The organism is Geodermatophilus obscurus DSM 43160 (assembly GCF_000025345.1).
GTDB lineage: Bacteria > Actinomycetota > Actinomycetes > Mycobacteriales > Geodermatophilaceae > Geodermatophilus > Geodermatophilus obscurus.
Genome location: NC_013757.1, coordinates 2310306 through 2323370 on the forward strand (window position 1 = coordinate 2310306; position 13065 = coordinate 2323370).

Annotated in this window: 11 protein-coding genes and 1 riboswitch; of the genes, 9 read left to right on the forward strand and 2 right to left on the reverse strand. The window is 74.6% G+C overall.

The window, feature by feature from the left end; all coding sequences use genetic code 11:
- The first annotated feature begins 39 nt into the window (after positions 1 to 39).
- From icmF to GOBS_RS10925, 9 genes are all read left to right on the forward strand, one after another.
- Positions 40 to 3273, forward strand: a complete 3234-nt coding sequence (gene icmF / locus GOBS_RS10885) for a fused isobutyryl-CoA mutase/GTPase IcmF (RefSeq protein WP_012948343.1) — start codon at positions 40 to 42, stop codon at positions 3271 to 3273.
- Positions 3266 to 4021, forward strand: coding sequence for a helical backbone metal receptor (locus GOBS_RS10890; RefSeq protein WP_012948344.1), 756 nt, complete (start codon positions 3266 to 3268; stop codon positions 4019 to 4021). Before icmF ends, GOBS_RS10890 begins: the two co-directional genes overlap by 8 nt.
- Before the next feature lie 84 nt (positions 4022 to 4105).
- A complete protein-coding gene (locus GOBS_RS10895) occupies positions 4106 to 5245 on the forward strand; it encodes a globin domain-containing protein (RefSeq protein ID WP_012948345.1) in 1140 nt (379 codons plus the stop codon).
- Positions 5242 to 6015, forward strand: a complete 774-nt coding sequence (locus GOBS_RS10900; protein ID WP_012948346.1) for a DivIVA domain-containing protein — start codon at positions 5242 to 5244, stop codon at positions 6013 to 6015. The genes GOBS_RS10895 and GOBS_RS10900 overlap by 4 nt, the downstream gene beginning before the upstream one ends.
- Positions 6016 to 6111: 96 nt before the next feature.
- Positions 6112 to 7341 carry a globin domain-containing protein gene (locus GOBS_RS10905; RefSeq protein ID WP_012948347.1) on the forward strand — a complete coding sequence of 410 codons (1230 nt, stop codon included), beginning with the start codon at positions 6112 to 6114 and terminating at the stop codon, positions 7339 to 7341.
- Between the two features lie 103 nt (positions 7342 to 7444).
- Positions 7445 to 8566, forward strand: a complete 1122-nt coding sequence (locus GOBS_RS10910) for a serine hydrolase domain-containing protein (protein ID WP_041242149.1) — start codon at positions 7445 to 7447, stop codon at positions 8564 to 8566.
- Positions 8567 to 8638: 72 nt separating this feature from the next.
- Complete coding sequence (locus tag GOBS_RS10915; RefSeq protein ID WP_012948349.1) at positions 8639 to 9793, forward strand: CaiB/BaiF CoA transferase family protein; 1155 nt, start codon at positions 8639 to 8641, stop codon at positions 9791 to 9793.
- A gap of 9 nt (positions 9794 to 9802) precedes the next feature.
- Positions 9803 to 10564, forward strand: a complete 762-nt coding sequence (locus GOBS_RS10920) for a crotonase/enoyl-CoA hydratase family protein (protein WP_012948350.1) — start codon at positions 9803 to 9805, stop codon at positions 10562 to 10564.
- A 215-nt stretch (positions 10565 to 10779) separates the two neighbouring features.
- Positions 10780 to 11379 carry a YceI family protein gene (locus tag GOBS_RS10925; protein ID WP_012948351.1) on the forward strand — a complete coding sequence of 200 codons (600 nt, stop codon included), beginning with the start codon at positions 10780 to 10782 and terminating at the stop codon, positions 11377 to 11379.
- Positions 11380 to 11405: 26 nt separating this feature from the next.
- Here the strand turns inward: GOBS_RS10925 and GOBS_RS10930 are convergent, their stop codons facing one another.
- Together GOBS_RS10930 and GOBS_RS10935 are read right to left on the reverse strand one after the other, a co-directional pair.
- The gene (locus GOBS_RS10930) at positions 11406 to 11909 is read right to left on the reverse strand and encodes a cysteine dioxygenase (protein ID WP_012948352.1); all 504 of its coding nucleotides are present in this window, start codon (positions 11907 to 11909) and stop codon (positions 11406 to 11408) included.
- A gap of 64 nt (positions 11910 to 11973) precedes the next feature.
- Positions 11974 to 12086, forward strand: a riboswitch (SAM riboswitch).
- A 47-nt stretch (positions 12087 to 12133) separates the two neighbouring features.
- On the reverse strand, positions 12134 to 13060 hold the full coding sequence (locus GOBS_RS10935) for a glycoside hydrolase family protein (RefSeq protein ID WP_012948353.1): 927 nt from the start codon (positions 13058 to 13060) through the stop codon (positions 12134 to 12136).
- Positions 13061 to 13065 lie beyond the last annotated feature (5 nt).

Here is a 13065-nt window from a genome sequence, read left to right on the forward strand (position 1 = left end):
CGCGGCCACGCAGGTCGGCGTCCGACCCCCGGGAGCGGCATGCCGTCCGACCTGCACGTCCCCACCCACCCGGTCCGCTTCGTCACCGCGGCGAGCCTGTTCGACGGCCACGACGCGGCGATCAACGTGATGCGCCGGCTGCTGCAGAGCCAGGGCGCGGAGGTGGTGCACCTCGGCCACGACCGCAGCGTCGACAGCGTCGTCCGGGCGGCGCTGGAGGAGGACGTGCAGGGGGTGGCGATCTCCTCCTACCAGGGCGGGCACGTCGAGTACTTCGGCTACCTGGTGGAGCGGCTGGCCGAGGCCGGCGCCGGGCACGTGAAGGTCTTCGGCGGCGGCGGGGGCGTGATCGTCCCCGAGGAGATCGCCGCGCTGCGGGAGCGGGGCGTGCGGATCTTCAGCCCCGAGGACGGCCAGCGCCTCGGCCTGCCCGGCATGATCAACGAGCTGATCCGCGAGTGCGACGTCGACCTGACAGAGCACGGCCCGGACGTCGACGCGCTGCTCACCGGCGACCCCGCGGCGCTGGCCCGCGCGATCACCGTGCTGGAGTCCGGCCGCGACCCGCAGCTCGCGACCAGGGTGCGTTCGGCGGCCGAGGGCCGGACGGTGCCGGTCCTGGGCATCACCGGCACCGGCGGCTCGGGCAAGTCCTCGCTCACCGACGAGCTGCTGCGCCGGCTGCGCACCGACCAGGAGGACAAGCTGCGGGTCGCGGTCCTCGCGATCGACCCCACCCGGCGCCGCGGCGGCGGAGCGCTGCTCGGCGACCGGATCCGGATGAACGCCCTGGAGACGGGGGAGGGTGGCCACACCTTCTTCCGTTCGCTGGCCACCCGGTCGGCCGGCGCGGAGACGCCCGAGCACCTGGACGACGTGCTGTGCGCGGTCAAGGCCGCCGGCTTCGACCTGGTCATCGTCGAGACGCCCGGCATCGGGCAGGGCGACGCCGGGATCGTGCCGTTCTCTGACGTCGCGCTGTACGTGATGACGCCGGAGTTCGGCGCCGCGTCGCAGCTGGAGAAGATCGACATGCTCGACTTCGCCGACGTCGTCGCGATCAACAAGTACGAGCGGCGCGGCGCCGAGGACGCCCGCCGCGACGTCGCCCGGCAGATGGTCCGCAACCGCGAGGCGTTCGGGCAGCCCTGGGAGGACATGCCGGTCTTCGGCACCAGCGCCGCCCGGTTCAACGACGACGGGGTCACCGCGCTCTACCAGCACCTGCTCGGCCTGCTGGTCGAGAAGGGCCTGCCCGCCGGTGCCGGCGTCCTGCCGCGGGTCGACGTCAAGGCGTCGTCCGGCCTGACCAGCGTCGTCCCCGCGCAGCGCGCGCGGTACCTCGCCGAGATCACCGAGGCGGTGCGCGGGTACCACGCGGCCACCGCGGCGCAGGCGGAGGTCGTGCGACGGCGGCAGCACCTGACCACGGCCGCCGACGTCCTCGACGGGGACGCCGCGGAGGCCGCCCGCGCCGCGGTCGAGGCCGCGGACCGGGAGCTGCTGCCCGAGGTGCGCGAGCTGCTCGACGAATGGCCGGCCCGGGTCGAGGCCTACTCCGGCGACGAGTACGTCTACACCGTCCGCGGCAAGGAGGTCCGCACCCCGCTGACCCGCGAGACGCTGTCGGGGTCGAAGGTGCGGCGGGTGGCGCTGCCGCGCACCCAGGACCAGGCCGAGCTGCTGGGCTTCCTGCGCCGGGAGAACCTGCCCGGCGGCTACCCGTTCACCGCCGGCGTCTTCCCGTTCAAGCGCTCCGGCGAGGCGCCCGCGCGGATGTTCGCCGGCGAGGGAGACGCGTTCCGCACCAACCGCCGCTTCAAGCTGCTCAGTGCCGGCAACGAGGCGACCCGGCTGTCGACGGCGTTCGACTCGGTCACCCTCTACGGCCGCGACCCCGACCCGCGCCCCGACGTCTACGGCAAGGTCGGCACCTCCGGTGTCTCCATCGCCACGCTCGACGACATGGAGGTCCTCTACGCCGGGTTCGACCTCTGCGACCCGACCACGTCGGTGTCCATGACGATCAACGGTCCGGCCCCGGCGGTGCTCGCGATGTTCCTCAACACCGCGATCGACCAGCGGCTGGACCGGTTCCGCGAGGAGGAGGGCCGCGAGCCCGACGCCGCCGAGGCCGAGGAGATCCGGGCGTTCGTGCTGGCCACCGTCCGGGGCACGGTGCAGGCCGACATCCTCAAGGAGGACCAGGGCCAGAACACCTGCATCTTCTCGACCGAGTTCGCGCTGCGCTGCATGGCCGACATCCAGCAGTGGTTCATCGAGCACCGGGTGCGCAACTTCTACTCGGTCTCGATCTCCGGCTACCACATCGCCGAGGCCGGGGCGAACCCGATCAGCCAGCTGGCCTTCACCCTCGCCAACGGGTTCACCTACGTCGAGGCCTACCTGGCGCGCGGCATGGCGATCGACGACTTCGCGCCCAACCTGTCCTTCTTCTTCTCCAACGGCATGGACGCCGAGTACTCGGTGATCGGCCGGGTCGCCCGCCGCATCTGGGCGGTGGCGATGAAGGAGCGCTACGGCGCCGGGCCGCGGTCGCAGCAGCTGAAGTACCACGTGCAGACCTCGGGCCGGTCGCTGCACGCGCAGGAGATGGACTTCAACGACATCCGGACGACGCTGCAGGCCCTCTGCGCCATCTACGACAACGCCAACAGCCTGCACACCAACGCCTACGACGAGGCCGTGACCACCCCGAGCGAGCACTCCGTCCGCCGGGCGCTGGCCATCCAGATGATCATCGACAAGGAGTGGGGGCTCGCCGGCAACGAGAACCCGCTGCAGGGCTCGTTCGTCATCGACGAGCTCACCGACCTGGTCGAGGAGGCGGTGCTGGCCGAGTTCGACCGGATCGCCGAGCGCGGCGGCGTGCTGGGCGCGATGGAGACCGGCTACCAGCGCGGCAAGATCCAGGACGAGTCGATGCTCTACGAGCACCGCAAGCACGACGGCAGCCTGCCGATCGTCGGCGTCAACACCTTCCTCGACCCGCACCGCGACGAGGCGCCTCCGCAGAAGCTTGAGCTCGCCCGGGCCACGGAGGCGGAGAAGCAGTCGCAGCTGAAGCGGCTGGCGGACTTCCACGCCCGGCACGCCGACGAGGCGCCGGCCGCGCTCGCCGAGCTGCAGCGGGCGGCCACCGAGGGCGGGAACGTGTTCGCCGCGCTCATGGACGCCGTCCGGGTGTGCTCGCTGGGTCAGATCAGCGACGCCTTCTTCGAGGTCGGGGGGCAGTACCGCCGGAATGTCTGAGGACGATCTCGGCCACCCGGTCGAGCTGCCTCGGCCGCCCCGGCGGGTGGTCTCGCTGGTGCCGTCGCTCACCGAGGCGCTGGCGGTCACCGTCCCCGAGCGGCTGGTGGGCGCCACCGACTGGTGCACCCACCCGGCCGGCCTCGAGGTGGCCCGCGTGCGGGGCACCAAGAACCCCGACCGCGCGGCGATCGCGGCGCTCGAGCCGGACCTCGTCGTCTGCAACCGCGAGGAGAACCGGCGGCTGGACGTCGACCGGCTGCGGGCCGCCGGCGTCCCGGTGTGGGTGACGGTCATCGAGTCGGTCGACGAGGCGCTCGCCTCGATGCGCCGGCTGTTCGACGAGGTGCTCGACGTCGGCGAGCCCGGCTGGCTGGCGGACGCCGTGGCGGTGTGGGCGCAGCCGGCGCCCACGAGCGGGCTGCGGGTCGCCGTCCCGGTGTGGCGCGACCCGTGGATGGTCGTCGGCCCGCGCACCTTCACCGGGGACGTGCTCGCCCGGCTCGGGCTGGTCAACGTCTTCGGCGCGGGGGAGGACCGCTACCCGCACGTGTCGGTCGAGGCCCTGCGGACGGCGGGAGCGGACGTGGTCCTCCTCCCCGACGAGCCGTACGTGTTCACCGCCGACGACGGGCCCGAGGCCTTCCCCGGGATCCGCACCGCGCTGGTGTCCGGCCGCGACCTGACCTGGTACGGCCCCTCGCTCGGCCCCGCCCGCGCGCGGCTGCTGGCGGCGATCGCCCGGTAGTGCCGAGCCCCCACGGAACGCGGACGGTCGCTACGGTCGTCCCCGGCCAACCGGACGTCACCGGCCGGTGGAACGGAGGTGCTGATGGACATCCCTGCCATGCGGGCGAGCTTCGCCAAGGCGGCGGCCGCCGGAGACGAGGCGCCGCTGTACTTCTACGCCCACCTGTTCCTGAGCCATCCCGATACCCGGCGGCTCTTCCCCGTCTCGATGGCCCACCAGCGAGACCGGCTGTTCCAGGCGCTCGGCGACGTGGTGGCCTACGTCGACGACCTCGATCGGCTGGTGCCCATCCTGCAGGCCCTGGGCCGCGACCACCGCAAGTTCGGGACCGTCGCCGACCACTACCCGGCCGTCGGCGCCAGCCTGATCGCCACCCTCAGGCACTTCGACGACGAGTGGAACCCCGCGCTGGAGCAGAGCTGGACCGACGCGTACGGGCTGGTGGCGCAGGTGATGGTCGAGGCGGCCGAGAAAGCCTCCGACCAACCGCCGTGGTGGGACGCCGAGGTCGTCGCGCACGAGCGCCGCACGATCGACACCGCGGTCATGTGGCTGCGGCCCGAGCCGGAGTTCCCCTACGCGGCGGGACAGTCGGTATCGCTGGAGACCGACTTTCGGCCCAAGTTGTGGCGCTACTACTCCCCGGCCAACGCGCCACGGCCGGACGGGTTGATGGAGATCCACGTCCGGGCCTACGACGGCGGCCCGGTCAGCGCCGCCCTCGTCCGCCGGGTCGACAAGGGGGACGTACTGCACATGGGGCCGCCGCTGGGCCACATTGCCTTCGAGGCCGAATCCGACCGCGACCTCCTGCTCGTCGCCGGGGGCACCGGCCTGGCCCCGCTCAAGGCAGTCGTCGACCACGTCGCCCGGATCGGGCCCCCGCGGCGGGTCGACCTGTTCGTCGGCTCCCGTACCGAGGAGCGGATCTACGACCGGGTCGACCTCGAGCGCCTGGCGCAGGAGCACGGCTGGCTGACCGTGAGCTTCGCCGTCTCGGACGACAACCTGTCTCCGCTGGAGCAGGGCGACGTGGGGGAGGTCGTGGTCCGGCACGGCCCGTGGTCGAGCCGCGACGTCTACGTCGCCGGGCCGGCTCGCATGGTCGAGGACACGACGACGCGGCTGGTCGAGACCGGCGTCCCCCCGGGACGGATCCGCAGCGAGGTGTTCGCTCCCAGCCGGCTGGGACCCAGCCTTGACGGAGAGGTGACCGAATGACCACCAACCCCCAGGAGCCGGAGCGCGCCGGGTGGCGGCTGAGCCCCGGTGACGTGCGCGGCGTGTACCTGCCGCGTGCCACCTTCCTGCGGCCCGGGTACAACGACGTCGAGGTCGACCGCTTCCTGGAGCGGGTTGCCGAGGAGCTGGCGCGACTGCACGCGGACAAGGCCGAGCTCCGCGACCAGGTCCGCGCGCTGCAGGACCAGGTGGCCGGGGCGGCCACGCAGGAGGCGCCGAGTGACCAGGCCGTGCGCATCCTGGCCGTCGCACAGCAGACCGCCGACAGCTACGTCGCCGAGGCCGAGGACTTCAGCCGGCAGATGACCGCGGACGCGAGGGCACAGTACGAGGAGCACGTGCGACAGGCGCGGGAGAACGCCGGCGCCATCATCCAGGCGGCGCAGGAGGCCGCGGCCCGGATGGCCGCTGGGGAGCGACCCCGTTCGGCCGACGCCCCCGAGCGCAGCGCCCAGGAGCTCGGTGACCAGGTGGCCTATCTCAAGGCCTTCGGGCAGGCCTGCCGCACGCAGTTGCGTGCTTACCTCGAGGCGCTGCTCGTAGACGTCGAGACCGAGTGGGGCCGCGCCGACCCGGGCGCGCTCCCGCTGGCGCCCGGCCAGTCACCGGTGCAGCCAGGGGCCTCGGCCGGGACCCGCCGGCCACCGGAACCGAACGTGGCCAAGGAGGTGCCGCCCGACGACAGCCGGGACGGCGACGAGGTCGCCAGGACCGGCCAGGACAGCGGGGCCACGCACGTGGCGCGGTGACTCCCGCACGGGTACGTCACTAACCATCCACGGATACACGGATCGACGGCCGGGGCACGGGACGCCTGCGGCCCAGGACGACGAGGAGAGTGCTGCATGCTGTCCGACCGTGCCCGCCCGGTGGTGGAGGCGACGCTGCCCGTGGTGGCCGAGAACATCGGCGAGATCGCGCAGCGGTTCTATCGGCACCTGTTCGACGCCCATCCGCAGCTGCTGGATGGGGTGTTCAACCGGGGCAACCAGGCCGAGGGCACCCAGCAGGTGGCGCTGGCCGGGTCCGTGGCCGCGTTCGCCAGCACCCTGGTGAAGTCCCCGGAGCAGCTGCCCGAGCAGTTGCTGAACCGGATCGCGCACAAGCACGCCTCGCTCGGCATCCGGCCCGAGCAGTACCAGGTGGTGCACGAGCACCTGTTCTGGGCGATCGCCGACGTGCTCGGCGACGCGGTCACCCCGGAGGTCGCCGCCGCCTGGGACGAGGTGTACTGGCTGATGGCCTATGCCCTGATCCACCAGGAGCGGGGTCTCTACAGCGCGCGCGGGGTGAGCCCCGAGCGGGTGTGGCGGGACTGGCGCGTCGAGGAGAAGGTCACCGAGACCGACGACGTGGTCACCTTCCGGGTGCGTCGGGTCGACGACCGGCTGGTGAAGACCTCCCTGCCGGGGCAGTACGTGTCGGTCAAGGTGCGCATGCCCGACGGGGTCCACCAGCCGCGGCAGTACAGCCTGACGCGCGCCGACGACGGGGAGCACCGCTACTTCTCGGTCAAGCGCGTCCGCGGCGACGGGAAGCCCGACGGCGAGGTCTCCAACCACCTCTGCGACCGCGTGCAGGTCGGGGACGTCCTGGCCCTGTCCCTGCCCTTCGGTGACGTGGTGCTCGACGACGGACGGCCGGCGGTGTTCCTCAGCGCGGGCATCGGCGTCACCCCGATGGCCGGCATGCTCTCCCACCTGCGGCACGCCGGCTCCGAGCTGCCGATCACGCTGCTGCACGCCGACAGTGACGAGGCGTCCTTCGCCCTGCGCGGTCAGGTGCTCGACGACATCCGGGCGCTGCCGAACGCCGCGGTGCACGTCTGGTACGAGGCCGGCGGGAACAGCGCACTGCCGGTCGACGGCGTGCACGCCGGGACGATGGACGTCAGCGCCATCGACCTCCCCGCCGGGGCGGCCTACTACCTGTGCGGCCCGCTGCCGTTCATGCAGGCCGTGCGCAGCGCGCTGATCGAGCGCGGGGTCCCGCCCCGGGACGTCCAGTACGAGGTGTTCGGCCCCGACCTGTGGCAGGCCGACTTCCAGAGCGAGCCCTCGCCCGACGCGGCCTGAACCTCCCGCTGCAGCGGGAGGAGGACCCGCCTCCGCACCCTGCGCCGACTCGGGCCACCGTCCGGACCGATGAGTCCGGCCGGTGGCCGGGGTCTCCCTCCACATGAGACTCGCGCCGGTCCGGGACCTCCTGCAGCGCCAGGTCGACGAGGGCCGGCTGCCCGGCTTCGTCGCCGCCGTCCGGCACCGTGGCGCCACGGAGGTGTTCTGCGGCGGCACGACCACCGCGGGAGGGACGCAGCCGGTGCGCCCGGACACGCTGTTCCGCATGTCCTCGGTGACCAAGCCGGTCGCCGGCGCGCTCACCCTCGCGCTCTGGGAGGACGGCGTGCTGGGCCTCGACGACCCGGTCGGGGAGTGGCTGCCCGAGCTGGCCGCGCCGCGGGTGCTGCGAGACCGCACCGGGCCGTTGGCCGACACCGTGCCCGCCGAGCGACCGATCACCGTGCGGCACCTGCTCACCAGCACGCCCGGCTTCGGCGGGGTCTGGGACGGCAGCCCGCTGGCCCGCGCCATCGACGAGCGCGGCATCGGCCCCGGACCCTGGCCGCCGGCGTTGACCCCCGACGAGTACCTGCGCCGGCTGGCGGAGGTCCCGCTCGCCGCCCAGCCCGGCGAGGTCTGGCTCTACCACCTGCCCGCCGACGTGCTCGGCGTGCTGCTCGCGCGCGCCGCCGGCCGGCCGGTGTCGGCCCTGCTGGCCGAGCGCGTCACCGGGCCGCTGGGGCTGACCGACACCGCGTTCACCGCGGTCGACCCCGCCCGGCTGGCGACCGTCCACGCGACCACCCCCGACGGCCTCGTCCCGGTCGAGGCCCCCGACGCCGCCGTCCCGCCGGCGTTCGAGGGCCTGGCGGCCGGCCTGGTCTCCACGGCGCCGGACGTGCTCGCCCTCCTGGCCGCGCTGGCCGACGGCGGCGCTCCGCTGCTGTCCCCGGCGTCGGTGGCCGCGCTGACCGCCGACGCCCTCACCCCCGCGCAGCGGGCGGGTGCCGCGGACTTCCTGGAGCCCGGGGTCTCCTGGGGCCTGCAGACCGGCGTCTGCGTCGAGCAGACCGAGCCGTGGTGCACGCCGGGCCGGTTCGGCTGGGACGGCGGTACCGGCACCAGCGCCTGGGCCGACCCCGCCCGCGACGTGGTCGCGGTCCTGCTCACCGGCCGGCTGATGGGCGGCCCGGACGACGGGCCCGAGGAGTTCTGGCGGACCCTCTACGCGTGTCTCTGAGCGGGGTGCTCCGCTCCTCGCTGCGGTGCGCACGCCCCTGTCCGCTCACCGGGCGTTGCTAGGTTGGCGGCCGTGCTGCCGCCCTCCGGCCCCCTGGCGGGGATCCGCGTCGTCGAGCTGGCCGGCCTGGGGCCCGTGCCCTACGCCTGCGTACTGCTGGCCGAGCTGGGCGCCGACGTCGTCCGCGTGGACCGCCCGGGCGGCGGCACGCAGCTGGTGCCGCCGGAGCGGGACGCGCTGAACCGCAGCCGGCCGTCGGTCGCCGTCGACCTGAAGAGCCCGGCCGGCCGGGACGTCGTCCTCCGCCTGGTGGAGTCCGCCGACGTGCTCGTCGAGGGGCTGCGGCCCGGGGTCACCGAGCGGCTCGGCGTCGGCCCCGACGAGTGCTGGGCCCGCAACCCGCGGCTGGTCTACGCGCGGATGACCGGATGGGGCCAGGACGGCCCGCTCGCCGACCGCGCCGGGCACGACATCAACTACCTCGGCCTCACCGGCGCGCTGCACGCCATCGGGACGGCGGAGGCGCCGGTCCCGCCGCTCAACGCCGTCGCGGACTTCGGCGGCGGCGCGCTGTTCCTCGTCGTCGGCGTGCTCGCCGCGTTGCTCGAGCGGCAGACGAGCGGGCGCGGCCAGGTGGTCGACGCGGCCATGGTGGACGGCGCCAGCTCCCTGGTCACGATGGTCTACGGCCTGCTCGGCGCCGGCCGCTGGCAGGACCGCCGGGCGGCCAACCTGCTCGACGGCGGCGCGCCGTTCTACGGCACCTACGCCTGCGCCGACGGCCGGCACGTCGCCGTGGGGTCCATCGAACCGCAGTTCCACGCGCAGCTGCTCGCGGGCCTGGGCATCGACCCCGGCGAGCACGGCGGCCAGTTCGACGTCGCCCGCTGGCCGGAGCAGCACGAGCGGATCGCCGCCGCCTTTGCCACCCGCGATCGTGACGAGTGGGCCGAGGCCTTCGCCGGCACCGACGCCTGCGTGACGCCGGTCCTCGGGCTGACCGAGGCGCCGTCGCACCCGCACCTGGCCGCCCGCGGCACCTTCGCCGACCGCGGCGGGCACCCGGAGCCGACGCCGGCGCCGCGCTTCTCGCGCACCCCGGGCGCGGTCCGCGGGGAGCCGCGCGCGCCCGGCCAGGACACCCGCACGGCGCTGGCCGGATGGGGCTTCGGCGAGGACGAGGTGACCGGCCTGCTGGAGGCCGGCGCCGTGGTCCAGGCGGACTGAGGAGGTTCGGTGGACGAGGTGCTGGTGGAGCGGCGGAACGGTGTCCTGCTCGTCACGATCAACCGGCCGGAGGCCAGGAACGCGCTGGACCGGGCCGTCGCGGAGACGGTGGCCGCGGCGGTCGACGAGCTGGACGCCGACGACGAGTTGCGGGTCGGCGTGCTCACCGGCGCCGGCGGCACCTTCTCCGCCGGCATGGACCTCAAGGCGTTCCTGCGCGGCGAGACCCCGGCCATCGACGGCCGCGGGCTGTGCGGCATCACCCAGACCCCGCCCCGCAAGCCGCTGATCGCCGCCGTCGAGGGCTGGGCGCTCGCCGGCGGCTTCGAGCTGGTCCTCGCCTGCGACCTCGTGGTGGCCGCCGAGACCGCGCGCTTCGGGGTGCCGGAGGTCAAGCGCTCGCTCGTCGCCGCCGGCGGGGGCGCGCTGCTGCTGCCGACGCGGGTGCCGGCCAACGTGGCGATGGAGATGCTGCTCACCGGCGACCCGATCGACGCCCGGCGGGCCGCGGAGGTCGGCCTGGTCAACCGGCTCACCCCCGAGGGCGGCGCGCTGGACGGCGCGCTGGCGCTGGCCGCGACCGTCGCGGCGAACGGCCCGCTCGCCCTGGCCGCGACCAAGGCGGTGGTCCGCGGGAGCGCGGACTGGACGACCACGGAGGGGTGGGCGCGGCAGGCCGACCTCGTCGCCCCGGTCTTCGCCAGCGAGGACGCCCGGGAGGGCGCCGCCGCCTTCGCCGAGAAGCGCCGCCCCGTCTGGCGCGGTCGCTGAGGGCGTGCGCCGGCCGCGCGGACGGGCGACGATGGTCCCGGTGCACGCGCCGCCGTCGTCCTCGTGGACCCGGTTGCGTGGGGACGCCCTCCGCGGGCCCTCCGCACGGCGCGGTGGGGCTGCGACCTGCGCAACGGCCCGGTGCGGGACCCTGACGTGTCCTCCCCGGACGGGATCAGCCAGGATGGAGCGCGTGCAGGGGGAGGAGGGCCACCGTGGGCAAGCACCGGGCATCTGACGCTGACCCCACCGACTTCGACGCCGCCACCAGCGCGCTCGTCGACGTCACCGGGGACTACGAGGTCGACGTCGCGCACACGCGCATCGGGATCCGTGCCCGGCACGCCATGGTGACCACCGTGCGCGGGTCGTTCGGCGACTTCGCCGGGACGGCGCACCTCGACGTCGCCGATCCGGCGGCCAGCTCGGTGGCGCTGCGCATCCAGACGGCCAGCATCGACACCGGCCAGGCCGACCGCGACGCGCACCTGCGCTCCGCGGACTTCCTCGACGTGGAGACGTACCCCGAGATCGTCTTCGTCTCCACCGACGTGGAGCAGGTCGACGAGGAGACCTACACGGTCACCGGTGACCTCACCATCCGGGAGACCACCCGTCCGGTGTCGGTCGACTTCACGCTGACCGGCTCGGCGAAGGACCCGTTCGGCAACACCCGGGTCGGCTTCGAGGGCGCGCTGGCGATCAAGCGCAGCGACTGGGGGCTGACCTGGAACACGCCCCTGGACACCGGCGGCGTGCTGGTCAGCGACCGCATCCAGATCGAGTTCGACGTCTCCGCCGTCCGCGTCTCCTGAGGCGGGGACCCCTCGCAGCGGGGCCCTCACCAGTCGGCGCCGGCCTCCTCGGTGCCGGTGTGCACCAGCACCCGGCCGTCGACGCGGTAGGTGTTCATGACGGTCAGCCGCGGCGTGTGGACGTGCACGCTCACCGCCGCGTGCGTGCCGGTGCTGGACACCTGGTGCACGTGGTGCGGGCCGAAGTGGCGCACCCGTCCGGCGGAGAGCTCGGCGGTTCCCTCCCGGGCGCCCACCCGCTCGTGCAGCGTGCCGCGGACGACGGCGAAGGCGCCGGCCGAGCCGCCGTGGTCGTTCAGGCCGGTGCCCTGTCCGGGCAGCCAGGACAGCAGCCACACCTGGGCGTGCGACAGGTCCTCGTGCAGGGACGGGTCGAGGGCGTCGGCGGCGGCGTCGCGGGGGAGCAGGGCGGGCCGGCAGGACGGGAGCGCCGTTAGCGACAGGCGGCGGACCAGACCCGGCCGAGGTCGACGTGCACGCGCCCGGACCAGCCGCGGCAGCGCGGCGGGGACGGTCGGGACGGCGGGCACGGGTCAATGCCTACCACGTCGATCGGGTTTGACGGGATTCGGAGCGGCGTGCCAGGCTCCCGGCGGTCACGAGCGCCAGCGCGGAGCCCCGGCTCGCTGGCCGGCAACCCTGCTCCGCGATGGGGTGCCCCGGGTGACGACCTGGCGGGCGCCGACCGGTGCCGGCAAGCGCGGGCTCCGGGTAGGCGGGCGGGCCCCGGACGCGAGGAGGCCCCGTGCCGCGGTCAGCCGTCGAGCAGCACCGTGCGCAGCTCGTGCGCGCCGTCGGCCCGGGTGGCCTCGTAGAACCAGCGGGCACCGCCTCCCGGCAGCGGCACGACGTCGGCGTAGCGCAGCCCGTGCGGCGGGTGCGGGCTCTGCAGCAGCGGCCCGTCGCCGACCGTGGCGAACCGGCCGTCGCCGACGGCCGTGGCCAGCCCGGTGCGCTCCTCCCAGTTCTCCCCGGCCGCGGCGCGCCCGTCGTACAGGGCCCAGGTCCGGTCGCCGTCCAGGACCACGGTGGCGAACCGGACGCCGCGGGCGTCCCAGCTCCCCGGCGTGCCAGCCAGCGCGGTACCGCGCCACGTCCACGCGATCCCGTCCGGGCTGGTGGCGTGCTCGGTCGTCATCCGGTCGGTCGCGTCCGGGTCGTCGAGCGGGTGGACCGAGGCCCACAGGTTCCACTGCCGCCCGTCGTGCCGGACGACCGGGTCCTTGACCCCCTCGGCGGCGCTGCCCGGCAGCACGGTCCGCGGCTCCGCCGTGGCGAGCTCCTCCACGGTGGCCGCCTCCAGCAGGTCGACCCGCCAGTGCTTCGTGCCCGGGGTCGCGCAGCTGACGTAGAGCCGCCAGCGGCCCTCGGGCGTGTGCACCAGCGCCGGGCGCTCGAGCGACTCGGCGCCGAACCGGTCCTTGCCGACCGCCACCACCGGGGCGAACCGCACCCCGTCGTCGGACCGCGACACCACGTTGGCGAACCCACGGCCCTCGCCGACCGGGCGGCGCAGCCGGGCGGCCAGCCACCACGTCCCGTCGACCAGCTGCGCCGAGGGGCCACCGGCCCAGGAGCCCGGCCGCGGGTCCTCGGGCTCCAGCACCACCGCGGCGTCGGCCCAGAAGCGGTCGGCGACCGGGGGACGGACCAGGGACGTCGGGGCGGGGTGGCTGGGCACGCGGC